This window comes from Geodermatophilus chilensis, from assembly GCF_002802985.1.
Lineage (GTDB): Bacteria > Actinomycetota > Actinomycetes > Mycobacteriales > Geodermatophilaceae > Geodermatophilus > Geodermatophilus chilensis.
The window spans coordinates 41,668-66,052 of record NZ_NVPT01000003.1 but is presented as its reverse complement, the minus strand read 5'-3'; the positions used below and the strand labels follow the sequence as shown (position 1 = coordinate 66,052).

At 74.7% G+C, this 24,385-nt stretch carries 26 protein-coding genes; 8 read left to right on the top strand and 18 right to left on the bottom strand.

Annotation, left to right across the window (positions count from 1 at the left end):
* Positions 1-132: 132 nt before the first annotated feature.
* Entirely contained in the window at positions 133-585 is a 453-nt protein-coding gene (locus CNO22_RS01160; protein ID WP_198588028.1) for a class F sortase, read from the top strand.
* Between the two features lie 9 nt (positions 586-594).
* On the opposite strand, the gene CNO22_RS01155 is transcribed toward CNO22_RS01160, so the two are convergent.
* The 4 genes from CNO22_RS01155 to CNO22_RS01140 form a co-directional block, all read right to left on the bottom strand.
* On the bottom strand, positions 595-3,723 hold the full coding sequence (locus CNO22_RS01155; protein WP_100497523.1) for a bifunctional [glutamine synthetase] adenylyltransferase/[glutamine synthetase]-adenylyl-L-tyrosine phosphorylase: 3,129 nt from the start codon (positions 3,721-3,723) through the stop codon (positions 595-597).
* The gene (locus CNO22_RS01150) at positions 3,720-4,454 is read right to left on the bottom strand and encodes a type 1 glutamine amidotransferase (RefSeq protein WP_100497522.1); all 735 of its coding nucleotides are present in this window, start codon (positions 4,452-4,454) and stop codon (positions 3,720-3,722) included. Before CNO22_RS01150 ends, CNO22_RS01155 begins: the two co-directional genes overlap by 4 nt.
* A gap of 96 nt (positions 4,455-4,550) precedes the next feature.
* A complete protein-coding gene (gene glnA, locus CNO22_RS01145) occupies positions 4,551-5,885 on the bottom strand; it encodes a type I glutamate--ammonia ligase (RefSeq protein WP_100497532.1) in 1,335 nt (444 codons plus the stop codon).
* Positions 5,886-6,017: 132 nt separating this feature from the next.
* The gene (locus tag CNO22_RS01140) at positions 6,018-6,473 is read right to left on the bottom strand and encodes a MarR family winged helix-turn-helix transcriptional regulator (protein ID WP_100497521.1); all 456 of its coding nucleotides are present in this window, start codon (positions 6,471-6,473) and stop codon (positions 6,018-6,020) included.
* A gap of 103 nt (positions 6,474-6,576) precedes the next feature.
* On the opposite strand from CNO22_RS01140, the gene CNO22_RS01135 reads away from it, so the two are divergent.
* From CNO22_RS01135 to panB, 4 genes are all read left to right on the top strand, one after another.
* Positions 6,577-7,608 (top strand): universal stress protein, encoded by a 1,032-nt coding sequence (locus tag CNO22_RS01135; RefSeq protein WP_198588027.1) that lies wholly within the window; start codon positions 6,577-6,579, stop codon positions 7,606-7,608.
* Positions 7,609-7,894: 286 nt separating this feature from the next.
* Positions 7,895-8,728 (top strand): slipin family protein, encoded by an 834-nt coding sequence (locus CNO22_RS01125; RefSeq protein WP_100497520.1) that lies wholly within the window; start codon positions 7,895-7,897, stop codon positions 8,726-8,728.
* 52 nt (positions 8,729-8,780) lie between these two features.
* Entirely contained in the window at positions 8,781-10,616 is a 1,836-nt protein-coding gene (locus CNO22_RS01120; protein ID WP_100497519.1) for an NAD+ synthase, read from the top strand.
* On the top strand, positions 10,613-11,443 hold the full coding sequence (gene panB / locus CNO22_RS01115; protein ID WP_100497518.1) for a 3-methyl-2-oxobutanoate hydroxymethyltransferase: 831 nt from the start codon (positions 10,613-10,615) through the stop codon (positions 11,441-11,443). Before CNO22_RS01120 ends, panB begins: the two co-directional genes overlap by 4 nt.
* 128 nt (positions 11,444-11,571) lie before the next feature.
* On the opposite strand, the gene npdG is transcribed toward panB, so the two are convergent.
* From npdG to CNO22_RS01095, 4 genes are all read right to left on the bottom strand, one after another.
* Positions 11,572-12,267 carry an NADPH-dependent F420 reductase gene (npdG, locus tag CNO22_RS01110; protein ID WP_100497517.1) on the bottom strand — a complete coding sequence of 232 codons (696 nt, stop codon included), beginning with the start codon at positions 12,265-12,267 and terminating at the stop codon, positions 11,572-11,574.
* A 121-nt stretch (positions 12,268-12,388) separates the two neighbouring features.
* Positions 12,389-12,574 (bottom strand): hypothetical protein, encoded by a 186-nt coding sequence (locus tag CNO22_RS01105; RefSeq protein WP_100497516.1) that lies wholly within the window; start codon positions 12,572-12,574, stop codon positions 12,389-12,391.
* 79 nt (positions 12,575-12,653) lie between these two features.
* A complete protein-coding gene (locus CNO22_RS01100) occupies positions 12,654-12,863 on the bottom strand; it encodes a hypothetical protein (protein WP_100497515.1) in 210 nt (69 codons plus the stop codon).
* A 132-nt stretch (positions 12,864-12,995) separates the two neighbouring features.
* Complete coding sequence (locus CNO22_RS01095; RefSeq protein ID WP_100497530.1) at positions 12,996-13,469, bottom strand: cupin domain-containing protein; 474 nt, start codon at positions 13,467-13,469, stop codon at positions 12,996-12,998.
* Between the two features lie 118 nt (positions 13,470-13,587).
* Between CNO22_RS01095 and CNO22_RS01090 the strand changes: the two genes are divergently transcribed.
* Positions 13,588-14,733, top strand: a complete 1,146-nt coding sequence (locus CNO22_RS01090; protein ID WP_232806704.1) for a GGDEF domain-containing protein — start codon at positions 13,588-13,590, stop codon at positions 14,731-14,733.
* Between the two features lie 152 nt (positions 14,734-14,885).
* Positions 14,886-16,199, top strand: a complete 1,314-nt coding sequence (locus CNO22_RS01085) for a M24 family metallopeptidase (protein ID WP_100497513.1) — start codon at positions 14,886-14,888, stop codon at positions 16,197-16,199.
* On the opposite strand, the gene CNO22_RS01080 is transcribed toward CNO22_RS01085, so the two are convergent.
* The 7 genes from CNO22_RS01080 to CNO22_RS01050 are packed head-to-tail and all read right to left on the bottom strand — an operon-like array spanning position 16,180 to position 20,584.
* Positions 16,180-17,166 carry an SDR family oxidoreductase gene (locus CNO22_RS01080; protein ID WP_100497512.1) on the bottom strand — a complete coding sequence of 329 codons (987 nt, stop codon included), beginning with the start codon at positions 17,164-17,166 and terminating at the stop codon, positions 16,180-16,182. The genes CNO22_RS01085 and CNO22_RS01080 overlap by 20 nt on opposite strands.
* Before the next feature lie 45 nt (positions 17,167-17,211).
* The gene (locus CNO22_RS01075; RefSeq protein ID WP_100497511.1) at positions 17,212-17,634 is read right to left on the bottom strand and encodes a ChaB family protein; all 423 of its coding nucleotides are present in this window, start codon (positions 17,632-17,634) and stop codon (positions 17,212-17,214) included.
* A gap of 19 nt (positions 17,635-17,653) precedes the next feature.
* Positions 17,654-18,538 (bottom strand): alpha/beta fold hydrolase, encoded by an 885-nt coding sequence (locus CNO22_RS01070; RefSeq protein ID WP_100497510.1) that lies wholly within the window; start codon positions 18,536-18,538, stop codon positions 17,654-17,656.
* Positions 18,535-18,894 (bottom strand): acyl-CoA thioesterase, encoded by a 360-nt coding sequence (locus CNO22_RS01065; protein ID WP_269799562.1) that lies wholly within the window; start codon positions 18,892-18,894, stop codon positions 18,535-18,537. The genes CNO22_RS01070 and CNO22_RS01065 overlap by 4 nt, the downstream gene beginning before the upstream one ends.
* A gap of 44 nt (positions 18,895-18,938) precedes the next feature.
* A complete protein-coding gene (locus CNO22_RS01060) occupies positions 18,939-19,163 on the bottom strand; it encodes a hypothetical protein (protein WP_100497508.1) in 225 nt (74 codons plus the stop codon).
* A 1-nt stretch (position 19,164) separates the two neighbouring features.
* A complete protein-coding gene (locus tag CNO22_RS01055) occupies positions 19,165-19,422 on the bottom strand; it encodes a DUF2795 domain-containing protein (RefSeq protein ID WP_100497507.1) in 258 nt (85 codons plus the stop codon).
* A gap of 28 nt (positions 19,423-19,450) precedes the next feature.
* Positions 19,451-20,584 (bottom strand): baeRF2 domain-containing protein, encoded by a 1,134-nt coding sequence (locus tag CNO22_RS01050; protein WP_100497506.1) that lies wholly within the window; start codon positions 20,582-20,584, stop codon positions 19,451-19,453.
* Positions 20,585-20,724: 140 nt separating this feature from the next.
* Between CNO22_RS01050 and CNO22_RS01045 the strand changes: the two genes are divergently transcribed.
* Positions 20,725-21,069: a hypothetical protein gene (locus CNO22_RS01045; protein ID WP_100497505.1), complete on the top strand. Its 345-nt coding sequence runs from the start codon at positions 20,725-20,727 to the stop codon at positions 21,067-21,069.
* A gap of 78 nt (positions 21,070-21,147) precedes the next feature.
* Here CNO22_RS01045 and CNO22_RS01040 read toward each other — a convergent pair whose 3' ends face one another.
* The 3 genes from CNO22_RS01040 to CNO22_RS01030 are packed head-to-tail and all read right to left on the bottom strand — an operon-like array spanning position 21,148 to position 24,367.
* A complete protein-coding gene (locus CNO22_RS01040) occupies positions 21,148-22,038 on the bottom strand; it encodes a type II secretion system F family protein (RefSeq protein WP_100497504.1) in 891 nt (296 codons plus the stop codon).
* Positions 22,038-22,970 (bottom strand): type II secretion system F family protein, encoded by a 933-nt coding sequence (locus CNO22_RS01035; protein ID WP_100497529.1) that lies wholly within the window; start codon positions 22,968-22,970, stop codon positions 22,038-22,040. The genes CNO22_RS01040 and CNO22_RS01035 overlap by 1 nt, the downstream gene beginning before the upstream one ends.
* A complete protein-coding gene (locus CNO22_RS01030) occupies positions 22,970-24,367 on the bottom strand; it encodes a CpaF family protein (RefSeq protein ID WP_100497503.1) in 1,398 nt (465 codons plus the stop codon). The genes CNO22_RS01035 and CNO22_RS01030 overlap by 1 nt, the downstream gene beginning before the upstream one ends.
* Positions 24,368-24,385: the final 18 nt, after the last annotated feature.

Here is a 24,385-nt window from a genome sequence, read left to right as displayed (position 1 = left end):
TCACAGATTGTGGACTATACATGCAGCATGTTGGACTAATTTTATTTTTAGAGGCTGGGTGGGTAGACGAGAGCTAAACGTAAGGAGTCGTCGGCAGCGTCAGTTGTGTATAGGGGACAGCCCGCGGAGCCGGTGGCCCCGCCCGTCTCGATCAGCGTCCCCGCCATCGACGTCCGGTCCGACCTGATCACCGTGGGACTCAACCCGGACGGCACCCTGGAGGTACCGCAGCCGGGCCCGGACTACGACAAGGCCGCCTGGTTCCGGCACTCCCCGCGACCCGGCGAGGTCGGGCCCGCCGTGATCGAGGGCCACGTCGACAGCGCCGCCAACGGTCCCTCGGTGTTCTACGAGCTCGGCAACCTCAGCCCGGGCGACCGCGCCGAGGTGACCCGGGAGGACGGCACCGTCGTCTCCTTCGAGGTCTACGACATCCGCGTCGTCCCCAAGGACGACTTCCCCACCCTCGAGGTCTACGGCAACACCGACGGCCCCGAGCTGCGCCTGATCACCTGCGGCGGCCCCTTCGACTCCTCGGCCGGCAGCTACGTCGACAACGTCGTCGTCTTTGCCCGCCAGGTGTAGCCCCGCCCGTCAGGAGCCGCTGGCGGGCTGCCCGTAGAAGACCTGCTCGACGACGCTGCGCGCCTGCCGGGTGGCCCGCCGGTAGTCGTCGAGGAACTGTCCCGGGTCGCCGTCCGGGCCGTACCCGCTCGCCCGGGCGACGCCGGCCAGCTCCACGCCCGGCCGCGGCAGCTGGTCGCTGGGCCGGCCGCGCACGAGGAAGATCGCGTTGCGCGCCCGGGTGGCCAGTTCCCACGCCCGCTGCAGCGCCTCGGCGTGATCCTCCTCGACCAGGCCGTCCGCGCGCAGCGCGGTCAGCGCACCCACCGTCGAGGTCACCCGCAGCTCCGGGTGCTCGCCGGCGTGCTGGAGCTGCAGCAGCTGGACGGTCCACTCGACGTCGGCCAGTCCGCCCCGGCCCAGCTTGGTGTGCGTGGTCGGGTCCGCACCGCGCGGCAGCCGCTCGCGCTCGACCCGGGCCTTGATGCGGCGGATCTCGGCGACCTGCTCGGGCGAGACGCCCTCGGCCGGGTAGCGGATCGGGTCGACGAGCTCGACGAACGCCGCACCGAGGGCCTCGTCGCCGGCGACGGGCTCGGCGCGCAGCAGCGCCTGCACCTCCCACACCGACATCCAGCGGTCGTAGTACTCGCGGTAGGAGTCCAGGCTGCGCACCAGCGCGCCCTGCCGGCCCTCGGGCCGCAGGTCGGCGTCGAGCTCGAACGCCGGGTCGGGCGCCGGCTCGCCGAGCAGCCGGCGCAGGGTGTGCGCGACGGCGTTGGCCGCCGCGGTCGCCCGGCCCTCCTCGGCGCCCTCCCGCGGCCGGTGCACGAACAGCACGTCGGCGTCCGAGCCGTAGCCCATCTCGCCACCGCCGAGCCGGCCCATGCCGATGACGGCGATGTCGGTGGGCAGCTCGCCGGGTGCGGTGCCGGTCTCGGCGGCGTGCGCCCGCACCGCGACGTCCAGGCCGACCTGCAGCGTGGCGACGGCGATGTCGGTCAGCGCCCGGCCGACCTGCCCGACGTCGAGCATGCCCAGCAGGTCGGCGGCGGCGACCCGCAGCAGCTCGGAGCGGCGCAGCCCGCGCAGCACCCGGATGCCGTCGGTCGGGTCCGCGGCCCGCCCGGCCGCCTGCCGCCAGGCCGCGGCGAGCGCGGGCGCGGTGCGCGGGCGCAGCTCGTCGTCGTGGGCGAGGATCCGCAGCGCCTCGGGGGTGCGGGTGAGCAGGGAGGCGACGTACTGGCTGGAGCCGAGCAGCGCGGCCAGCCGCTCGGCCACCTGCCCCTCGTCGCGCAGCAGCCGCAGGTACCACTGGTTGCCGCCGAGGGCCTCGCTGACCCTGCGGTAGGCCAGCAGGCCGGCGTCGGGGTCGGCGCAGTCGGCGAGGGTCTGCAGCACCACCGGCAGCAGGTACTTCTGCATCGACGCCGACCGCGACACCCCGCCGGTGAGCGCGGCCATGTGCCGCAGCGCGCCGTCGGGGTCGGCGAAGCCCAGCGCCCGCAGCCAGTCACCGGCCGCCTTCGACCCCAGGTGCGCGGCCTCCGGCGGCACCTTGGCCACGGCCGAGAGCAGCGGCCGGTAGAAGAGCTTCTCGTGCAGCCGGCGCACCTCGCGGGTGTGCAGGGACAGCTCGGCGTCGAGCACGGCGACGGCGTCCCCGCGGTGGTCGGGCTTGTAGCCCAGCGACCGGGCCAGCCAGCGCAGCTGCTGCTCGTCGGTGGGCAGCAGGTGGGTGCGGCGCAGCCGCAGCAGCTGCAGCCGGTGCTCGACGGTGCGCAGGAACCGGTAGGAGGCGATGAGCGTGTCGGCGTCGTCGCGGCCCACGTAGCCGCCGGCCCGCAGCGCGTGCAGCGCCGGCAGGGTGCCGCCCACCCGCAGCCGCACGTCGACCCGGCCGTGCACCAGCTGCAGCAGCTGGACGGCGAACTCGACGTCGCGCAGCCCGCCGCGGCCCAGCTTCAGCTCGCGCTCGGCCTGCGCCGGCGGGATGTTCTCCAGCACCCGGCGCCGCATGGCCTGGACCTCGCCGACGAAGCCGGGGCGCTCCCCCGCCTGCCAGACCAGCGGGAACAGCTCCTCGACGTAGGCCCGGCCGAGGTCGGGGTCGCCGGCGACCGGGCGCATCTTCAGCAGCGCCTGGAACTCCCAGGTGCTGGCCCAGCTGCGGTAGTAGGCCGCGTGCCCGTGCAGCGTGCGCACCAGCGCGCCGGCCTTGCCCTCGGGGCGCAGCGCGGCGTCGACCTCCCAGGCCGCCTCGCGGCAGATCCGCATGAGGGCCGCGGCCACGCGGGTCGCGCTCTTCACCGCGGGACCGGCGTCGAGCTCCTCGCCCGCCCGCCCCGACGGGCCGACCGGCTCGGCGACAAACACCACGTCGACGTCGCTGACGTAGTTGAGCTCCCGGCCACCGGTCTTGCCCAGCGCGATGACCGCCAGTCGGCAGGCCGCGGCGTCGGCGGGCTGCTCGGCGACGGCCAGCGCGAGCCCCGCGGTGAGGACGGCCCCGGCGATGTCGGCCAGTTCCGCGGCGACGTCCTCGGCGGCGAGGCTCTCGCCGAGGTCGCGCCCGGCGACGGAGAGGATGGCCCGCCGGTAGGCCAGCCGCAGGTCGGCGACCCGCTGCGGGCCGGCGTCCGGCGCCCCCTTGCCCAGCCGCACGCCCCACGGCGGGTCGTCGGGGTCGGCGCCCACGGCGACGAGCATCTGCCGCTGCAGCGCCTGCGGCGTGGGCCGGGTCGGGCCCCGGGAGGCGCCGTCGCCGTCCCCGTCGAGGACGGTCCAGTCGCCGGGGTGGGCGGCCAGGTGGTCGGCCAGGCCGGAGCTGGCGCCGAGCACGCCGAGCAGGCGCGCGCGCAGCAGCGCCGAGCCGCGCAGCCGGGCCAGCAGCGCGGCGGCCGAGCCGCCGGTGGGGTCGGCGGAGTCCAGTGCCTCGATCAGCCGGCGCAGCGAGCGGACGGCGAGGTCGGGGTCGCCGGTGCGGGCCAGCGCGGAGACGACCGGGCCGGCCTCGGGGTCGGCGGGCTCGTTGCGCGCGAGGTCCCACAGTCCCATCTCCGGCTCGGACAGCAGGCGGGCGGCCCGCTCGCCGTCGACGAAGCCGAACCGGACCAGCCGGACGACGGCCCGGCGCGGGATCTCCGGGGCGCTCGTCACGCCGCGCCCGCGCGGGAGCCGTGGCGGACCAGGTCGGCGAAGCGGCCGGCGAACGGCGCCCAGGCCTCCTCGATGTCGGGGTGCACCGCGGCGGCGTGGGCGCAGATCGTCTCGCGGTCCAGCCCGCTGGCGGCCACGCCGACGGTGTCCTGCTCGGCCCACTGCGCGACGATCTCCGGCGTCGTCTCGATGTGGAACTGCACTCCGTAGACGTGCCGGCCGACGCGGAAGGCCTGGTGCGCGTAGAAGGGGTTGCTGGCCAGCAGGGTGGCCCCGCGCGGCAGCTCGGCGATCTCGTCGTGGTGGAACTGGATCACGTCGGGGGTCATCGGCAGCGGGCGGAACAGCGGGTCGGCGTCGGCGGCGTCCCGCTTGGCGACGAGGGTGGCGCCCACCTCGGGTCCGTCGACGCCCTTCCGGACGCGGCCGCCCCCGACCTCGGCGAGCAGCTGGGCGCCCAGGCAGACCGCCAGCGTGGGGACGTCGTCGGCCAGCGCCTCGGCCAGCAGCCGGCGCACACCGACCAGCTCGGGGCTGGTCTGCTCGTCGTCCATCGCCGACTGCGGCCCGCCGAGGACGAGCAGCCCGTCGTACCCCTCCAGGGTCTCCGGGAGCTCGTCGCCGGTGCCGGGCCGGCGCTCGTCCAGCTCCAGTCCGGCCTGCGCCAGCCACGCGCCGAGCCGGGCCGGCGGATCGGTGTCGGAGGGGACGACGACGAGCAGGCGGGCCACGCGTCGAGCGTAGTTCCCGCCGCCGGCCGTCCCCGCCTCCGGCGGTTTCCGCGGAAACTGCCGGAGGGGGGAGGTTTCCGCGGAAACCGCCGGGGTTCAGAGGCCGGGCAGGTAGCGCTTGAGTTCCCACGGGGTCACGTTCTGCCGGTAGGCGTTGAACTCGGCCCACTTGTTGCGCAGGAAGAACTCGAAGACGTGCTCGCCGAGGGTCTCGGCGACCAGTTCGCTGCCCTGCATCGCGGTGAGCGCCTCGCCGAGGGACACCGGCAGGTCCTCGTAGCCGGCGGCGCGGCGCTCGGTGTCGGTGAGCGACCAGACGTCGTCTTCGGCCTCCGGTGGCAACTCGTAGCCCTTCTCGACGCCGCGCAGCCCAGCGGCCAGCAGGACGGCGAACGTGAGGTACGGGTTGCACGCGGAGTCGGGCGAGCGGATCTCGACCCGCGCCGACTGGCCCTTGTTGTACGAGGGCAGCCGCACCAGCGCCGAGCGGTTGGCCCGGCCCCAGGTCGCCGCCGTCGGCGCCTCGGTGCCGGCGAGCAGCCGCCGGTAGGAATTCACCGTCTGGTTGGTGACGGCGGTGTACTCCTTGGCGTGAAGCAGCAGGCCGGCGATGAACTGTCTGCCGGTGGTCGAGATCCTCATCGGGTCGGCGGGGTCGTGGAAGGCGTTGCGGTCGCCCTCGAACAGCGACACGTGGGTGTGCATCGCCGAGCCGGCCAGGTCGGTGAACGGCTTGGGCATGAAGGTGGCGTGCACCTGCTGGGCCAGGGCCACCTCCCGGACGACGTGCCGCAGCGTCATGATGTTGTCGGCCATCGACAGCGCGTCGGCGTAGCGCAGGTCGATCTCCTGCTGACCGGGCGCGACCTCGTGGTGGCTGAACTCCACCGAGATGCCCATCGCCTCCAGGGCGAAGACCGCCTCGCGGCGGAAGTCGTGGGCGACGTTGTGCGTGGAGAGGTCGAAGTAGCCGCCGTTGTCGGCCGGCTCGGGCGGGCTGCCGTCGCTGGGCTGGTCCTTGAGCAGGAAGAACTCGACCTCGGGGTGGGTGTAGAAGGTGAAGCCCATGTCGGCGGCCTTCGACAGCGCCCGGCGCAGCACGTGCCGGGGGTCGGCCCAGGACGGCGAGCCGTCGGGCAGCGTGAGGTCGCAGAACATCCGGGCGGTGTCGCTCGGCTGCCCCTTGGCGGCCGGCATCACCTGGAAGGTGCTGGGGTCGGGCTTGGCGAGCATGTCGGACTCGTAGACGCGCGCGAAGCCCTCGATCGCCGAGCCGTCGAAGCCGATGCCCTCGGCGAAGGCGGCCTCGATCTCGGCCGGCGCCACGGCCACGGCCTTGAGGTAGCCCGAGACGTCGGTGAACCACAACCGCACGAAGCGGATGTCGCGTTCCTCGAGGGTGCGCAGGACGAACTCCTGCTGTCGGTCCATGCTCGCCATGATCGCGTCCAGTCGTTTCCAGGGTGTGACGTCGTCCCCAGCCTGCCTCCTGTGCACCGGCGACGGCACCCCGGCACGCCCGGTGCGTCCCGGTCCCGTCCGGCGGGCAGCTCCGGACCCTCGTCAGACGGTCCCCGACCCGGCCGGCACGGACTCCCCCCACTCGGGCGGCGTCAGCGTCGTGTCCAGCCGGCGCAGCTCGTCCCGGTGCAGTGCGCTGAGCCGGCCCAGGATCCGGTCACCGGACGTGGTCAGCAGGACCCGGACCGACCGGGCGTCCTCGGGGTTGGCCGCCCGCGTGACCAGCCCCTGACCCTGGGCCCTGTCGACCAGCTCGACCACGCTGTGGTGGCGCAGCTGCAGGCGCTCGGCCAGCTCCCGGACCGTGGCCCACTCCCGGTCGGGGAAGCCCTTCAACGCGAGGAGCAGCTGGTACTGCTGCGGGGTCAGTCCGTGCCGGCGCACGGTCTCCTCGCTGAAGCGCAGGTACCGGCGGATGCCGAAGCGGAAGCGCGCCAGCGCCTCGAACTCCTGCTTGGTCAGCGGCGGACCGGCCGGTTCGTCGTCCTCCGGGGCCACGGGCCCATTCGACCACGGATGCGCCGCACCCGACGCCCTTCCGGCACAGGAAGTATCGCGTTACGATGCATCTGTCGGTGCGGACCGCCTTGAGGAGGCGCTCGTGCTCAGTGACTCCGAACGTCGGACCGTGCAGGAGCTCGAGGCCGCACTGCTGTCGGACCCGGCCTTCAGCCGGGCCGTCCTCCCCGTCGCACGCCGGCTCGGGAGGTCGCGCGCCCCCGTCGTCGTCGGCGTCACCGCCGGCGCCGGGTCGTCGGCCCTGAAGTGGGCCGCCGCGGAAGCCGCCGGCCAGCGGCGGCCGCTGCGGATCGTGCACGCCCTCTCGGCGCCGGTGCCGATGGACCCGCTCGGTGTCGTCCCGGTGGTCGACAGCCTGACCGCGCAGCAGGCGGCGGCCGCGCAGCAGGTCGACCGCGCACTGGCACGGGTCCGGTCGATCGCCCCGGACGTCGAGGTCTCGGCCGGCATCGTCCGCGGGTCGCCGCGCCGGGTGCTCCTCCGCGAGAGCCGGGACGCCCACCTGCTCGTCCTCGGTTCCCGGCGGCGGGCGGGGCAGCGGCCGGGCGTGCGAGGTCCCCTGCACGGGTCGCTGGCGCTTCGGGTGACGGCCACCGCCGGCTGCCCGGTCGCGGTGGTGCACCCGTCCGGCGACGTCGCCCGCGACCTCGTCAACCCCCGGGTCGTCGTGGGGATCGACGGCCTCACGCACTCCGACGCCGCCGTCGGCTTCGCCTTCCGAGCCGCCGCCCGGCGCGGCACCGCCGTCACCGCCGTCCACGCGTGGTGCGCGGACTGCCCCGCCGACCTGGAGGCGGTGACCGCTCCGCTCGTCACCACCGAGGCCGCGGCGTACGCCCTGGTCGACGGCGCCGTCGCGGCGTGGCGGGAGCTGTACCCGGACGTCCCGGTCACCACCGAGGTGGTGCGCTGCGACCCGGTCTCGGCCCTAGTCACCGGGTGCGCGGACGCAGCGCTCGTCGTCGTCGGGTCACGGGGCCGACGGGCCGGGCTGGGAGCCGTGTTCGGCTCGGTGAGCCGTGCCGTCGTGGAGGGGGCCACGACCCCGGTCGCCGTCGTGCGCCGCGGCACCGAGCCCTCCCCGCCGGAGGCCCACCGGTGGGCCAGCAGGTAGTCCCGCAGCGCCACCGCGTTGTCGTGCTCCTCGTCCCGGGCGCTGGACAGGAGCACGACGGGTCCGCTGCTGGCCGCGTCGAGCAGCGGCCGCCAGGCCCCGGGGGCGCCGTCCGGTCCCGCGTCGGTCCGTCGGCGCCGAGGGTGGCCCAGGCCGGCGGCCGACGGGAGGTCCGCTCGGAGGCGCACGACGAGTCGTCCCGGCCCCGCCGTGGGGCCGGCAGCTTCAACACCGGGCACGTCGTCCCCGTGCCCGCACCACACCCGACGGGACGACGGAGGCCGAGATGGACGCCATCTTCGTGATCCTGGCGATCGCGCTCGCGGGAGTGCTGGTCCTGCTCGGGGCGAGCGTCCGGGTGGTGACCCAGTACCAGCGCGGGGTGGTCCTGCGGTTCGGCCGGCTGTCCGGCGACGCGCGCCCGCCCGGCCTGACGCTGATCGCCCCCGGGATCGACCGGTTGCACAAGGTCAACATGCAGATCGTCACCATGCCGGTGCCGGCGCAGGAGGGGATCACCCGCGACAACGTCACCGTGAAGGTCGACGCGGTCGTGTACTGGCGGGTCTACGACCCGGTCCGTGTCGTCGTCGACGTGCAGAACTACCAGGCCGCGATCGGCCAGGTGGCCCAGGCGTCGCTGCGCTCGATCATCGGCAAGAGCGAGCTCGACGACCTGCTGTCCAACCGCGAGCGGCTCAACCAGGGCCTGGAGCTGATGATGGACAGCCCCGCCGTCGACTGGGGCATCCACATCGACCGCGTCGACATCAAGGACGTCGCCCTGCCGGAGTCGATGAAGCGGTCGATGTCCCGCCAGGCCGAGGCCGAGCGCGAACGCCGGTCCCGGGTGATCACGGCCGAGGGCGAGCTGCAGGCCTCGCAGAAGCTGGCGCAGGCCGCGCAGGTGATGGCGACCCAGCCGGCCGCGCTGCAGCTGCGCCTGCTGCAGACGATGGTGGAGGTGGCCGCTGAGAAGAACTCGACGGTCGTCCTGCCCTTCCCGGTCGAGCTGCTCCGCTTCCTCGAGCACGCCACCCCCGCGACACCGGCGGCCGGCCCGCCGTCCGAGGGACTGCCCGTCCCCCGCGCCACGACCCCGCCCGTGGCCACCGGCTGACCGCCCGTCCCCCGCGTGGCCGGGCACCGGGGGCGCGGACCAGGATGGGCACGTGAGCGAACCCGTGCAGCTCAGAGTGGCCTTGGCCCAGGTCGACACCCGGGTCGGCGACATCAGCGGCAACGCCGAGCTGGTGACCCGCTGGACGGCGGACGCGGCAGCCGCCGGCGCCCACGTCGTCGTCTTCCCCGAGATGACCCTGACCGGCTACCCGGCCGAGGACCTCGTGCTCCGGGAGTCCTTCGCCCGCGCCAGCGAGACCGCGCTGGTCGACCTCGCCGCCGACCTCGCCGAGCGGGGGCTGGGCGAGGTCGCCGTCGTCGTCGGCCACCTCGAGCACACCGAGGGCAGCGGCCCGGCGCCGGCGGAGTCCATGCCCGGCGACGACGACCGCCCGGCCGACGCCAACCCGCGGCACGGCGCGCCCCGCAACGCCGCGGCGCTGCTGTACGGCGGCCAGGTCGTCGTCCGGTACCACAAGCGGCACCTGCCCAACTACGGCGTCTTCGACGAGGCCCGCTACTTCGTGCCCGGCACCGAGCTGCCGGTCGTGCGGCTGCACGGCGTGGACGTGGCGCTGACCGTGTGCGAGGACCTCTGGGTCGAGGGCGGGCCGTGCGGCGTCGCCGGGCAGGCCGGGGTCGACCTGGTGCTCTCCCCCAACGCCTCGCCCTACGAGCGGGCCAAGGACGACCTGCGGCTGCCGCTGGTCCGCCGCCGGGCGGCCGAGGCGCGGGCCACCGTCGTCTACTGCAACCAGGTCGGCGGCCAGGACGAGCTGGTCTTCGACGGCGACTCGATGGCCGTGTCCGCGGACGGCGAGCTGCTCGGCCGGGCGCCGCAGTTCGTCGAGCACCTGATGTGCGTGGACCTCTCGATCGACCCGTCGTCGGTGCCCGAGCGGCGCGAGGGCCGGATCGGGCCGATGACGGTGACCCGGCACGTGCTCTCCGAGGAGCCGGTGCCGGCGTTCGAGCCGCGGCCGGCGTCGGTGGCCGAGCCGCTGTCGGACCCCGAGGAGGTCTGGCGGGCGCTGGTGCTGGGCCTGCGGGACTTCATCGACAAGAACGGCATGCCCTCGGTGGTGCTGGGCCTCTCCGGCGGCATCGACTCCGCCGTGTGCGCCGCCCTCGCCGTCGACGCGCTGGGCGCCGACCGGGTGTACGGCGTCGGGCTGCCGTCGAAGTACTCCAGCGAGCACTCGCTGGCCGACGCCGAGGACCTCGCGCGGCGCACCGGGCTGCACTACTCCGTCGTCCCGATCGCGCCGATGGTCGACGCCTACCACTCGTCGGTGGAGCTCAGCGGGGTCGCCGCGGAGAACCTGCAGGCGCGTGTACGCGGCACACTGCTCATGGGGCTGTCCAACCAGCACGGGCACCTCGTGCTGACGACGGGCAACAAGAGCGAGATCGCCGTCGGCTACTCGACCCTCTACGGCGACTCGGCCGGCGGGTTCGCGCCGATCAAGGACGTGCCGAAGACGCTGGTCTGGGCGCTGGCCCGCTGGCGCAACGACTACGCCCGGGGCCGCGGCGAGACCGAGCCGATCCCGCAGAACTCGATCGACAAGCCGCCGTCGGCCGAGCTCGCCCCCGGCCAGGTCGACACCGACTCGCTGCCCTCCTACGAGGAGCTCGACGCGGTGGTCGCCGACTACGTCGACCGCGACCTCGGGATGGCCGAGCTGCTGGAGCGCGGCCACGACCCCGAGGTGGTGGCCCGGGTGCTGCGGCTGGTGGACGCCGCGGAGTTCAAGCGCCGGCAGTCCGCACCCGGCACCAAGATCAGCCTCAAGGCGTTCGGCCGCGACCGGCGCCTCCCGATCACCAACCGCTGGCGGGAGACCCTGCCCAGCGTCCGCGAAGGAGCGGCAGCGCACCCATGAGCGAACCGGTTCTCTACGGCGGGACGTCCACCGCCCGGGTGCGCGTGCACCACCTGCAACAGGCCAAGGAGCGCGGCGAGAAGTGGGCGATGCTCACCGCCTACGACACCTTCAGCGCGGCGATCTTCGAGGAGGCCGGCATCCCGGTGATGCTGGTCGGCGACTCCTCGGGCAACGTGGTCCTCGGGCACACCTCCACCGTCCCGGTGACCGTCGAGGACCTGCTGGTGATGACCAAGGCGGTCACCCGCTCGACCAAGCGCTCGCTCATCGTGGCCGACCTGCCGTTCGGCAGCTACGAGTCCGCGCCGCAGCAGGCGTTCGACACCGCCGTCCGGATGATGAAGGAGGGCGGCGCGCAGGCGGTCAAGCTCGAGGGCGGGGAGCGGGTCGCACCGCAGATCCGGCTGCTGCACGACTCCGGCATCCCGGTCATGGCGCACATCGGGTTCACGCCCCAGAGCGAGCACGCCCTCGGCGGCTTCCGGGTGCAGGGGCGCGGGGCCGGGGCGGAGAAGCTGCTCGCCGATGCGCATGCCGTCCAGGAGGCCGGGGCGTTCGCCGTCGTCCTGGAGATGGTGCCCGCGCCGCTCGCGGCCCAGGTGACGAAGGAGCTGGCCATCCCCACCGTCGGCATCGGCGCCGGGGCGGACTGCGACGCCCAGGTGCTGGTCTGGCCGGACATGGCCGGGCTGACCGGCGGCCGGGTGCCGCGCTTCGTCAAGAAGTACGCCGACCTGCGGGGTGAGCTGCTGCGGGCGGCACGCGAGTACGCCGACGAGGTCCGCGGCGGCGTCTTCCCCGGTCCCGAGCACTCTTTCGACTGATCGTCCTCCGGACGATCGACCGCGGCCAACGGCCGTCCCCCTGCCGCGTGGAGCCGCTTCGTCCCTCCTCGCGGAGGCCTCCGGCCCCCACTCGTCGGGACACCCGTCGAGTGGGACCCGGAGCTCGCTCAGACGTCGGTGACGCGGATGCCGGCGTGCGCCTTGTACCGGCGGTTGACCGACACCAGGTTGATGGTCAGCGCCTCGACCTGGCGGGCGTTGCGCAGCCGGCCGGCGTAGATGCCGCGCATGCCCGGCAGCCGGCCGGCCAGCGCCTGCACGGTGTCGGTGGCCTCGCGGACGTCGCCGACCACCATCACGTCGCCGTCCAGGGTGGGCCTGGAGAGGTCCTCGAGCAGCCGCGCCGACAGGTGGTGGAAGGCGCCGACCACGTGCGAGTCGGGCAGCAGCGCCGCGGCCTGCTGGGCCACCGAGCCCTCGGGGACGTCGAGCACGTAGGCACCGAGCTCGTCGAAGGCCATGGGGACGACGCAGTCGACGACGACCTTCCCGGCCAGCGGGGTGGCGAGCTCCGCGAGGGTGTCGGCGTGCCCGGCGTACGGGACGGCGACGATGACGACGTCGGCCGCCCCGGCGACGTCGACGTTGGAACCGCCGGTGACCGAGACCTCGACGTTCCCGGCCGCGGCGGTGGCGCGCTCGGCGACCTGCGCGGCGACCTCACCGGCCCGCTCGGCGTCCCGCGAGCCCAGCAGCACGCGCTGCCCGGCCGCCGCCAGCCGGACGGCCAGCCCGCGGCCCTGCGGACCGGTGCCGCCCAGCACGCCGACGACCAGCTCCTCCACCGAGCGTCCGTCCGACACGTCCCACCTCCTGCGCCGCCGGACCGCCCGGCGTCCCGCAGGGATCATGCCCGGGCGCGCAGGCGGCCCCGTCCCGAGGCTCGCCGCGAGCTTGCGAGCGGTGAGAGGGACGGGGTCCTTTTCAGTCGCCGTCCCGCCAGGCGCGGTCCTCGGCGGTCAGCCGCTCTTCCCGCTCGGCCACCGACTGCAGCGCGTGCTCGGCCTCCTCGCGGGTGGCGTACGGGCCCAGGCGGTGCCGCTCGGCGCAGCCGTCCCGGTCCTCCACGGTGTGGTGCTTGAGGCAGTAGAACCACGGCCCCTGCGCCATGTCGTCCTCCCGGTGCGTGGCCTTCCGACGTCCCGCCCGACGGTAGGCCCAGGTGGGCAGGACGAGACAGTGCAGGCCCCTACCGGGGCCGGGCCGGGCCCCCGCCGGGGCCGCGCCCGCCGAACCAGTAGATGACCTGCAGGTCGGTCATGGTGCAGCCGCTGTTGCAGTCGAACGTCGTCGGCGCCTCCTGGAGGCCGCCGTCCGGCCCCCGGTCGATCTGCCAGCCGACCGCCGCACGGTCGCCGCAGGTGGGGCAGTCCGTCCAGGTGATGCGTTCGTCGGGCACGCCCGTCCTCGCTCCGTACGGCCCCGCAGGGCTGTCCGGGACCGCAACCGGTCCCGGGCGGCTCAACGAGGGAGGCCACGGGAGGGTTGTGCGCTCCCGGCGTGTCGAGCGCGTGGCGGCCGCGGCCCCGGGTCAGACGTCGACCATCACCTGGTCGTGCCGGGCGTAGAAGGCGGTCATCTCCTCCGGGGAGAGGGTCCGGCCGCTGCGGCGCAGCTCGGCCATCTCGGCGAAGAACTGCTCGCGCGCGATGCCGGGTGCGAAGAGGACGAGGAAGTCGGCCGGCTCGTCGCCGTCGTTGCGGAAGCCGTGCACGCCGCGCTCGTGCACCAGCGCGAAGTCGCCGGCCGAGCACGGCCGCCAGGCGCCGTCGGCGTAGACGGTGAGTCGGCCGGACAGCACGTAGAACGACTCGGAGAACGTCTGGTGGACGTGCGGCGCGGCCCCGGGGCTGCGTGGCGCGAGGCGGTACTCGACCAGACCGAAGCGACCCGCCGTCTGCGAGCCGGGCGCGACCATGCGCAGCGCGCTGGTCGGTCCCGCTCCCACCATCGAGTGCTCGGCGAGGGAGCGGACGACGGCCGTGCCGGGCTCGGGGTGGGACACGGCCGCCACCCTGGCACCGACGTGCGAGGACGTCGACCCGTCCCGCCACTGGGACGTCCGGTGACGACCAGGCAACGGGACTCCCTGGGAGACCGCTGGGTGCGGCATGCTGCCCCCCGTGACGGGGTGGCGACGTGAGGGCACCGACACACGGCCGGGGGCGCTGGCGGCGGACCTCGCCGCCGGCCGCGGGGTGGAGCGGCAGGTGGCCGCCCTGACCCTCGCCGGGCTGCTGTTCCTCGGCGGGGCGATGGGGCTGGTCAACCTCTTCGTGGACGGCGTGCTGCGCGAGGGCGCCTCCAGCTCTGTGTACGGCGGCACGATGGCCCTGCTCGTGGCGCTGGGCGGCTGGCTGGCGGTGTTCCGGCGGGTCGGCCGGTGGGAGACCTTCGGCCTGGTGCTGCTCGGCGACCTCGTCTACGTGGTCGTCGCGATGTGCATCGAGGACCCGGTCCGCTACGCAACACCGCTCATGCTGCTGTTCCCGGCGTTCATCGCCGCCTGGTTCCTCGGCCCATGGATGCTCGCGGTCAACATGCTCGCCACCGTGCTGGCCTGCCTGCTGGCGATGTGGGGCAGCTACGACAGCCCGCTCGGGCTCGCCGTCCAGGTGGGCGTCAACTCCGGCGTGCTCAACGCGGCGTCCGCGGGCGTCTACGTGCTGCGCCGCCGGGTGCAGCGGCTGCTGGAGGCCACGCAGACGCTGTCCCACCAGGACCCGCTCACCGGGCTGGCCAACCGCCGCTTCCTGGTCGAGCAGGCCCCGCGGGTGTGGCGGCAGGCCCGCCGCGAGGGCTCGCGGGTGGCCGCGATGGTGCTGGACCTCGACCACTTCAAGCAGCTCAACGACGCCCACGGGCACGCCGCCGGCGACGCCGTGCTGCGGGCGGTGGCGTCGTCGCTGGCGGCCACGGTTCGGCCCACCGACGTGCTCGCGCGCACCGGCGGTGAGGAGATGATCGTGCTCGGCCTGGTCAGCGACCCGGCCGAGGCCCACCAGCTCGCCGAGCGGCTGCGCGCGGCGGTGCGGACCAGCCGCACGGACGACGGCCACTCGGTGACCGCGTCGATCGGCATCGCGCTGGCCCGGCCGGTGGACGGCGAGGAGGCCGCCGACGCGATGTGGCGGCTGGTCGACCGCGCCGACGGTGCCATGTACGAGGCCAAGCAGGCCGGCCGCGACCGGGTGGCCGCGGTGCTGCCGCGGCAGCGCTCGGGCCGGTTCGCCGACAGCAGCCCGCCGGCCGGCCGATCGAGCGCCTGAAAGAGGACCGCTCTCCCCCCGCCACTCGCATGCTCGCGGCGGGACCCTGCAGGGAGGCCGGCGGGACCCGGGACGAGGCCAGCGGCGGGGCCCTGCAGAGGGGCCGCACCGCTCGACCGGTGAGCACGCCGGTTCTCTGCTCCACTCTTCCCATGACGCTCGTCGCGCCGGACCCGACCCGGACGGTGCCGCTGCCGCTCCGCGAGCAGGCCGACGTCCGCGACCGATGGCTGACCCAGCGGCTGCTGGACCTGCTGCCCGGGCTGATGGACCGCGCCGGCATCGACCTGTGGCTGGTCGTCGGCCGCGAGTACAACGAGGACCCGGTGCTGGCCTCGCTGCTGCCGGCCACCTGGCTCTCGGCCCGCCGCCGCACGATCCTCGTGCTGCACCGCAGCGACGACGGCGTCACCCCGGCCGCGGTCTCCCGCTACCCGGTGGGCCAGTTCCTGCCCGCCTGGTCCCCCGAGGACGGCGGGCGGCCCCCGGCCGAGGAAACCCAGTGGGCCGAGGTGCGGCGCATCCTGGAGCAGGCCGCGCCGCGCCGGATCGGCATCGACGTCTCCGCCGACTTCGCCCTCGCCGACGGGCTGTCGCACACCGAGCACCGGCAGCTCACCGAGGCGCTGGGGCCGTGGGCCGACCGGCTGGTGTCGGCCGAGGAGCTGGTCGTCGGCTGGCTGGAGACGCGGCTGCCCGAGGAGATCGCCGTGCTCGACGGGCTCAACCACCGGGTGCGCGAGGTGATCGAGGAGGCCTTCTCCCCCGCCGTCCTGACCGCCGGCGTCTCCACCGCCACCGACCTGGCGTGGTGGATCCGCCAGCGGCTGGCCGACCTGGGCCTCGACCCGTGGTTCCACCCCGTGGTCGACGTGCAGCGCGCCGGGGTGGCGCCATTGCGCGAGCGGGGGGCGCTGCTGCCCGTGGTCCCCTACGACGTGCCGGTGGAGCCCGGCGACCTGGTGCACTGCGACGTCGGCCTGTCCAGCCTGGGCCTGAAGACCGACAACCAGCGCAACGGCTACGTGCTGCGCCGCGGCGAGACCGAGGCGCCGGCCGGGCTGCGCGATGCGCTGGCCGTGGGCAACCGGCTGCAGGACCTCACCACGGCCGAACTGGTGACCGGCCGCACCGGCAACGAGGTGCTGGCCGCGGCCCGCTGCGCCGCCGCGGCCGAGGGCATCGACGGCGACATCTACTCGCACCCGGTCGGCGTGCACGGCCACGGGGCGGGGCCGGCGATCGGCCGGTGGGACGACCAGGGCGGCGTCCCCGGTGCCGGTGACCGGGTGCTGCACCCCGACACCGTCTACGCCCTCGAGCTGTGCGTGCGGGTGCCGGTGCCCGAGTGGGGCGGCCAGCCGGTGCGCATGGCGCTGGAGGAGGGCGTGGCGCTCACCGACGACGGCGTGGCCTACCTGGGCGAGCGGCAGACCGAGCTGTTGCTCATCCCCGGCGCCGGATAGCCCGGAGCAGCAGCTCGCCCGGGCGGGCCACGGCGCCGGCGACCCGGGTGACCGGGCTGCTGGTGAGCACCTGGCCGGCGAAGGCGCCGCGCACCCGGCCGGGTCCGGGCGTCGGGGTGTCGAGGATGTCGGTGCCGTCGTCGGGCCGGTCGGTGGTCTGCAGCCGGCGACCGGTCACCGACAGCAGCGCGTCGGTGAGGGCCGGGCTGAACCGCTGCCCGGCGATGAAGCCCAGCGCGGCGTCGCCGACCGGCACCTCCCGTCGCGGGTGCACCGACGCCCGCACGACCGCCTCGGCGACCAGCTCCGGCGCGTACACCGGCGGGGGCGGCTTGGGCATCGAGCCGAGCTTGGTGCGGGCGTGCTCGAAGAACGGCGTGGCGATGCCGGCGGGCAGGATCTGGCACACCTCGACCGGCGACCCCTCCTCGGCCAGCTCCATCCGCAACGCGTCGTAGAAGGCGCGCAGCGCGAACTTGCTCGCCGAGTAGGGCGCGTGCAGCGGGACGGCCCGGTAGCCCTCCACCGAGCCGATGCCGATCAGCACACCGCCGCCGGCCCGCTCCAGCGCCGGGACGGCGGCCTGCGCGGCGGCCACGTGGCCGAGGTAGTTGACCTCGGTGACCCGGCGGAACTCGTCGAGGTCGATCTGCTTCACCGACCCCCAGATGCCCACCCCCGGCACGGTGACGAAGGTGTCGATCCGGCCGAAGCGCGCCTCGGCGGCGTCGACCAGCGCGCGCACGGCGGCCTGGTCGGTGATGTCGGTGGGGACGGCGACCGCCTCGGCGCCCTCCCGGGTGAGCTCCTCGACGAGCGTGCCGAGGGCCTCCTCACCGCGGGAGGCGACGACGATCCGGGTGCAGCCCTGCCGGGCGAACTCCAGCGCCGTCGCCCGCCCGATGCCGCTGGAGGCACCGAGGACGACGACGACCTGCTCGCTGACGGGACGTCGGGTGTCGGCCATGACGCATGGGCTACCCGCGACCCGCCGCAGCGGAACGCCACCGGCTCACTTCCGGCGCGCCTCGGCGGTGGCCCTGTCGTTGGCCTTCTGGATCGCGTCGACCAGCTCGTCCTTGTCCATCTTCGACCGGCCACTGATGTCCAGCCGCTTGGCGACGTCCATCAGGTGCTCCTTGGTGGCGTTGGCGTCGACGCCGCCCCTGGTCTCGCGGTCGGTGTCCCGGCCGCCCTCGGCCTGCGGGTCGCTCGGGCCCTTGTGGTCTTTCGGCTCCCAGTGGTCGCCGACCTTCTCGTGCGTGTGCTTGACCGCGGCCCACGCGACCTGGTTGGCGCGCTGCTCGTCGTCGTAGGAGTCCATCGCCGAGTCGTGGGTCTTGGCGAAGGTGCGCTGCGCCTTCTCGTCCGAGCGCTCCAGGGTGCTGGGGATCTCGCTCTTCTTCGCGTCCCCGCTCTTCGTCGTCTTCGGCATGCCGCTGCCCTACCCGGGATCAGCCGGTCAGGAACGGGACCAACGCCGCGACCAGCTCATCCGGGGCCTCCTCGGCCATGTGGTGGCCGCTGTCGACGCGACCCCCGCCACGCAGGTCGCTCGTCCAGTCCGCCCAGATCTGCAGCGGGTCGCCGTGCAGCTCCTCGAGGTCGTCGTGGGCCGACCAGAGCACCAGCGTCGGGCAGGCGACCCGCCGGCCGGCGGCCCGGTCGGCCTCCTCGGCGGCGCGGTCGACGGTGAGGCCGGCGCGGTAGTCCTCGAGCATGGCGTGCACCGTGGCGGGGTCGGCGATCGCGCGGCGGAAGTCGGCGTGGTTCTCCTCCCCCATGACCTCGGCCTTCCCGGATGCCAGCGCGCCGTACCAGGCGTCGGGGTCGGCGCCGATGGCCCGCTCGGGCTTGTCGGGCTGGGCGAAGAAGAACCAGTGCCACCAGGCGGCGGCGAACCGGGCGTCGGCGCGGTCGAGGTGCTCGACGATCGGGATGCAGTCGAGGACGGCGAGGTGCGTGACGGCACCGGGGTGGTCGAGGGCCGTGCGCAGCGCGACGTAGCTGCCGCGGTCGTGCCCGACGACGGCGAACCGCTCGTGCCCGAGGCCCCGCATCAGCGCGACCACGTCGCCGGCCATCGCGCGCTTGCAGTACGGCCCGTGGTCGTCGGTGGTCGGCGGCTTCGACGAGCGGCCGTAGCCGCGCAGGTCCGGGCAGACGACGGTGTGCCCGGCCGCCGCCAGCAGCGGCGCCACGCGATGCCAGGTGGTGTGCGTGCGCGGGTGCCCGTGCAGCAGCACCACCGGCGGGCCCGAGCCGCCCACCCGCACCCGGAGCTCGACGCCGTCGCCGACGTCGGCCCGTCGTTCCGCGAAGCCGGGGAAGAACGTCACCTCAGGAAGCGGGTCCAGTGGGCGCGCTCGCCGTCGGTCATGGCGCGGCTGGTGTCGGTGGCGAAGTCGAACAGCACCAGCACGACGTCGGCCCGGATGGCCACGGCGTCGTCCTGGACCAGCTCCTGCCGGACGGTGAGCGACTTCGTGCCCAGCCGGGTCACCCAGCTGCGCACGCACAGCCGTTCGCCGGTGCGGTAGTACAGCTGGCGGAGGTAGTCGACCTCGAGCCGCGCCAGGATGATCCCGCGGTCGCCCGGCCCGCCTGCGGTCATGGCGAGCCGGGCGTCCTCGATGAGGCTCAGGGCCCGGGCGTGGTTGACGTGGCCCAGTGAGTCCGGGTCCGACCAGCGCAGCTGGACCTCGTGCTCGTGGGCCGCACCGGGTCGGGCCGACGTGCTCAGGGCAGGTCCGCGGTGTCCTCGGAGCGCCGGTGCGCACCCTGGGCGTCGTCCGGGTCCGGGTGGATCGTGCGCTCCTCGGACTCGGCGAGGATGAGCTCGGCCGCCTTCTCCTCCAGGCCGGCGTCCTGCTCCTCGGGGAGCACCGGGTTCGACCGGGTCTCGACGTTGTGGTGGGTGACATTGGCCCAGGCCTCGGGGCTGGGCTCCTTCTGGGTCGTCATCTCAGAACCGCTGCTGCTCGGTGCCGATGCCCAGGGCGCGGGCGACGTCCTGCACGTTGTCGAACTGCTGGCCCGACGGCAGCCGGCGCAGGTCGGACAGCACGCGGTCGGGGGCGTTGGCCTCCTGCGCCTTGGCGACGAGGGTGTCGCGGTCGGCCGGCCACACCTCCTTGCCGAGGGCCTCGGCAAGCGCGGCGCGGTGCTCGACGTCGCCGGGCGACGTGCCGGGTGCGGTGGCGGGCTGGTGCGGGTCGGTCACGGGGTCTCCGATCGATCGGGGGTCGGGGTCACTGGGGGGTCGGCGTGGAGTCGTCGGTGTAGCGCAGGATCGCGGCGACCGGGATGTCACCGGGCATCGCCGAGCGGGGGACGACGACCATGCCGGCGTCACTGGCCACCGCGGCGGCGACGAGGGCGCGCTCGGCGGGCACCGAGTGCACCTGCTGCACGCCGAGTGCGTCCATGTCGCCCTGCTCGGTGCCGAGCAGCAGCGGGTCGGGGCCGACCAGCAGCTTTTCGTCGTCCGGCTGGTCGGCGAGCACCAGCGTCTCGACCTGGCTCTTGCGCAGCGCCTCGACGACCGGAGCGGTGCCGGTCACGGCCAGCCCGTGCGCGGCGGCGGCCTGCACCTTCTCGACGGTGTCGGCCTCTTCGTGCGCCTCGTGCTCGGCGACCAGCTCGGCGGCACGCCGGTCGACCGCCTCGCGGTCGGCGCCGGCCGCGCGGCCGCCCTCCTCCATCGTGACGACGAGGTCCTTCCAGGCGTCACCGGCCCGGTCGGCCAGGATGTTCCGGGCCCTGATGTCGCCGGCGACGAGCACGAAGCGCGGGGCGAACCGGCGGGCGTAGGAGGCGATGCGCTCGGCCACCCGGTCGGCGTTGTCCTCCCACTGGCCCTCGGCGCTGTTCTGCCAGTGGTCGTGGGCCCAGCCGCCGACCTTCACCTTGCGGATGTGCCAGGTCTCGCCCTTGACCGTCTCCTCCTCGGCGTCCTGCCCGGGCAGCCCGACGTAGGTGATGTCCCCGCCGGTGCGGTCGACGAGGACGACGACGTGCGGCACCCGGCCGGGCATCTGGCGCAGCACCGGCATCAGGTCCGGCGTGGGCGAGTACTCGGCGACCTCCTGGCGCGGCTGGTCGACCAGTGGCTGGTCCAGGACCACCGAGCCGTCGGCCGCCACGACGAGGGCCCGGCCGCGGAGCGTGGCGATCTCGCCGCCCTCGTTGGCCTCGAGCAGGCGGCTGCGGACGGCCTCGACGACGGCCTCCGGCGCGCCCTGGCCCTCGAGCCGCTCGGCGAGGGCACGGACGCGCAGCTCGAGCTCGGTGTCGGCGTTCTCGGTGGTGTGCGTGACGTCGGCGCACACCGTGGCGTAGGGCCCGGAGGCGCTGAAGACCGGCGCCAGGAAGGACACGTCCATGGGGGTGGGACCACTCCTCGATCGCTGGGGGCTGGGTGGCGGGGCCCGCAACCCGGGCTGACCCGCCTCCGCCGCCTACCCACCGACCGTGCCCTCACACCCCGGTGTCGATGGACCGCGGCAGGGGTAGGCGGTCGGGCATGACCGAGCACGACCGACTGCCGCTGCCCGACTACGACCACCTCCCCGTGGAGGGGCTGGCATCGCGGATCCGCACACTGGACGCCGCGGGCCTGCAGACGCTGCTGGAGTACGAGCGCGCGCACGCCGACCGGGTGCAGGTGGTGACGATCATGGAGAACCGCCTGGCCGCGCTGCGCGACGGCGCCCAGCCCTCCGGCGGCGACCCCGCGGCCCCGGCCGCCGACGACCCAACGCACGCCGCGGGCGGATCGAAGGTCTCCGAGGCGACGACCGGCCCGAAGATCAACCCGCCGTCCCAGGGCGACCCGACCAACCCGGCCCAGCCCCGCAGCGGCAGCTGACGCCACCCGCTCGGCGAGATCGGCGGTCTCGTGGCCATCAGCTGCTGATCGCCACGAGACCGCCGATCTCGCCACTGCTCACCCCCCGCTGAAGGCGTCGACGATGTCGAGGGCGGCCGGGCCCAGCAGCACGATGAACAGCGTCGGCAGGATGCACAGGATCAGCGGGAAGATCACCTTGACGGGGATCTGCATCGCCTTCTCCTCGGCCCGTTGCCGGCGCTTGAGCCGCATCTCGGCCGCCTGGGTGCGCAGCACGTCGGCGATCGAGACGCCGTACGCGTCGGCCTGCACCACCGCGCGGATGAACCGGCGCAGGTCGGGCACCGCCGTCCGCTCGGCCAGCGCCAGGTAGGCCTCGCGGCGGGGCTGGCCGACGGCGACGTCCTGCAGCGTGCGCACCAGCTCCTCGGCGAGCGGGCCGCGGCCGTTGCGCCCGGCCCGGGCCATCGCCGCCTCGAAGCCCAGCCCGGCCTCCACCGCGATCGTCATCTGGTCGAGGGTGTCGGCGAGCTCCAGCGCGATCGCCTGCTGCCGCTCCTGCCCGCGGCTGTACAGCAGCAGCTCCGGGACGACGTAGGCCACCCCGGTCACGACGACGGCCACGAGCACGGTCAGCGGGCCGGGGCTCGCCGACACCACCAGCACCCCGAGCGCCGCGGCGACCAGGGCGAGCACCAGCTTGGCCGCGACCAGCCGGGGCACCGGCCACTCCGCCGGGCGTCCCGCCGCGCCGGCCAGCCGGTTGAGCCGGGCGACCGTGCCGGCCGGGGTCAGGGCGCGGGCCAGCCGTGGCAGCAGGCGGGGCCGCGGGCGGGCGGGAGCCGCGCCGGGCAGCTCCAGGCCGCGGGTCAGGTTGGCCCGGGCGCGGGTGGCGGCGTCCTGCGGGCGGGCCAGCAGCGCCCACCCCAGCAGCGGGACGGCGAGGGCGACGGCCAGCACGGCCGCGAGCGCGGGGGTCGGTGGCATCAGAACCGGATCGCCACGGTCTTCTTGAGCCACAGCCCGCCGACGGTGAGCAGCACGACGACCGTCGCGATCATCAGGTAACCGGCGAGGCCCTCGGTGAAGCCGGCGAGGTAGGCCGGGTTGGTCACCGACAGGAACCCGACGATGCCGAACGGCAGGGCCATCAGCACGACCGCCGACAGCTTGCCCTCGGCCGACAGCGCCTTGACCTGGCGGCGGATCGCGTTGCGCTCGCGGATGGTGTGCCCGACGGTGTCGAGCACCTCGGCCAGGTTGCCGCCGACCTCGCGGTGGATGGCGATCGCCTGGGCGACCCAGCGGAAGTCGTCGCTGGCCACCCGGTCGGCCACCTCGTCGAGGGCGTCGCCGAGGTCGCGGCCGACCCGGGTCTCGTTGACGATGCGGGCGAACTCCTCCGCCGTCGGCGACGCCGCCTCGGTCGAGACCGCGTCGACCGCGCGCAGCAGGCTGTGCCCGGCGCGCAGGCTCGAGGCCATCAGCTGCAGCGAGTCGTCGAGCTGGTCGGCGAAGGCCGCCTGCCGCCGTCCGCGCCGGAGCCCCAGCGCCACCTTCGCGCCCAGCGGGACGAGCACCGTGAACAGCAGCGCGAGCAGCACCCCGCCGAGCAGGAGGCCGAGCCCGCCGAGGACGACGGCGCCCAGGCCCACCAGCAGGACGACGTCCGGCAGTGCCGTCGCCACGCCCGCCCGCTCCAGCGCGGCCGCGCCGCGGGCCACCAGCCCGCGCCGGGCGAGCACCCGCTCGACCGCGGCACCCGCGGCGGCCGACGCCCCGGCCAGCGCGGACGCCGGCGGGACCACCGTGGGGTCGAGCCGGGACAGCGGCACCGGCCGCGGCCCCGCCGGGACGACGACGAGGGCGAGCACCAGCAGCGCGCCGGTGACCGCGAGCAGGCCCGCGACGAGCAGCATCAGGCCCACCCCCGCCGCGGCTCGACGGTGCCGAAGACCCGCGGCGAGACCTGGATGCCCAGCTCGGCGAACCGGTCGGTGAACCGCGGCCGCACCCCGGTGGGCACCGGCTTGCCGAGGAAGCGGCCGGCGGCGTCCACCCCGGCGGAGTAGTCGAAGAGGAAGGCGTCCTGCAGGGTGACCGTCTCCCCCTCCATGCCCTGCACCTCGGTCACGTGGGTGACCCGGCGGGTGCCGTCGCGCAGCCGGGTCAGCTGGACGACGACGTCGACGGCCGAGGCGATCTGCTCCCGGATGGCCCGCAGGGGCAGGTCCATCCCGGCCATGAGCACGAGCGTCTCGAGGCGGGCGATCGCGTCGCGCGGGGAGTTGGCGTGCACCGTCGACAGCGACCCGTCGTGGCCGGTGTTCATCGCCTGCAGCATGTCCAGCGACTCCCCGCCGCGGCACTCCCCGACCACGATCCGGTCGGGGCGCATCCGCAGCGAGTTGCGCACCAGGTCGCGGATGGTGACCGCGCCCCGGCCCTCGATGTTGGGGGGCCGGGACTCCAGCCGGACGACGTGGTCCTGCTGCAGCTGCAGCTCGACGGCGTCCTCGATGGTGACGATCCGCTCGCCCTCGGGGATGAACGAGGAGAGCACGTTGAGCAGCGTCGTCTTCCCGGTGCCGGTGCCGCCGGAGACGATGATGTTGAGCCGGGCCTCGACGCAGGCGCGCAGCAGCTCGGCCATCTCCGGCGAGAGCGTGCCGAAGCCGATCAGGTCGTCGACGGTGAACGGGTCCTTGGCGAACTTGCGGATGGTCAGCGTCGATCCGCTGAAGGCCAGCGGCGGGATGATCGCGTTGACCCGGGAGCCGTCGGCCAGCCGGGCGTCGACCAGCGGCGAGGACTCGTCGACCCGCCGTCCCACCCGGGAGACGATCCGGTCGATCACCCGGCGCAGGTGCTCCTCGGAGGTGAACCGGGCGGCGGTGCGCACCAGCCGGCCGTCCTGCTCGACGTAGACCGCGTCCGGGCCGTTGCACATGATCTCGGTGACGCTCGGGTCGTCGAGCAGCCGCTGCAGCGGGCCGTAGCCGAGGACGTCGTCGGCCAGCTCGGCGGTCAGCCGCGCGCGCTCGTCGGCCGAGAGCGGGACCTTCTCCTCCTCGACGACCTCGTCGAGCTCGCCGAGGACGACGGCGCGCAGCTGCTCCTCCGACAGCGACGGGTCGTTCATCCGGTTGCCCATGCGCTCGAACAGCGCCTTGGCGACGCGGTCCTTGAGCTTGGCGAGCGCGTCGGTGGGTGGGGCCACGACCGCCGGCACCGGCCGCGGGGCCGGCAGGACCGCGGGGGCCTCCGGGGCGAGGGGCCGCCCCTGGGCCGCGGCGAGCCGGGAAGCGAGGTTCACGACGCCGCCCGGTGCACG

What these genes read in the sequence shown, in the direction of transcription:
- glnA (WP_100497532.1), bottom strand. Translation starts at nt 5,885, where the DNA reads ATGGACCGACAGCAGGAGTTCGTCCTGCGCACCCTCGAGGAACGCGAC.
- CNO22_RS01125 (WP_100497520.1), top strand. Translation starts at nt 7,895, where the DNA reads ATGGACGCCATCTTCGTGATCCTGGCGATCGCGCTCGCGGGAGTGCTG.
- panB (WP_100497518.1), top strand. Translation starts at nt 10,613, where the DNA reads ATGAGCGAACCGGTTCTCTACGGCGGGACGTCCACCGCCCGGGTGCGC.
- CNO22_RS01105 (WP_100497516.1), bottom strand. Translation starts at nt 12,574, where the DNA reads ATGGCGCAGGGGCCGTGGTTCTACTGCCTCAAGCACCACACCGTGGAG.
- CNO22_RS01085 (WP_100497513.1), top strand. Translation starts at nt 14,886, where the DNA reads ATGACGCTCGTCGCGCCGGACCCGACCCGGACGGTGCCGCTGCCGCTC.
- CNO22_RS01080 (WP_100497512.1), bottom strand. Translation starts at nt 17,166, where the DNA reads ATGGCCGACACCCGACGTCCCGTCAGCGAGCAGGTCGTCGTCGTCCTC.
- CNO22_RS01075 (WP_100497511.1), bottom strand. Translation starts at nt 17,634, where the DNA reads ATGCCGAAGACGACGAAGAGCGGGGACGCGAAGAAGAGCGAGATCCCC.
- CNO22_RS01060 (WP_100497508.1), bottom strand. Translation starts at nt 19,163, where the DNA reads ATGACGACCCAGAAGGAGCCCAGCCCCGAGGCCTGGGCCAATGTCACC.
- CNO22_RS01050 (WP_100497506.1), bottom strand. Translation starts at nt 20,584, where the DNA reads ATGGACGTGTCCTTCCTGGCGCCGGTCTTCAGCGCCTCCGGGCCCTAC.
- CNO22_RS01045 (WP_100497505.1), top strand. Translation starts at nt 20,725, where the DNA reads ATGACCGAGCACGACCGACTGCCGCTGCCCGACTACGACCACCTCCCC.
- CNO22_RS01040 (WP_100497504.1), bottom strand. Translation starts at nt 22,038, where the DNA reads ATGCCACCGACCCCCGCGCTCGCGGCCGTGCTGGCCGTCGCCCTCGCC.
- CNO22_RS01035 (WP_100497529.1), bottom strand. Translation starts at nt 22,970, where the DNA reads ATGCTGCTCGTCGCGGGCCTGCTCGCGGTCACCGGCGCGCTGCTGGTG.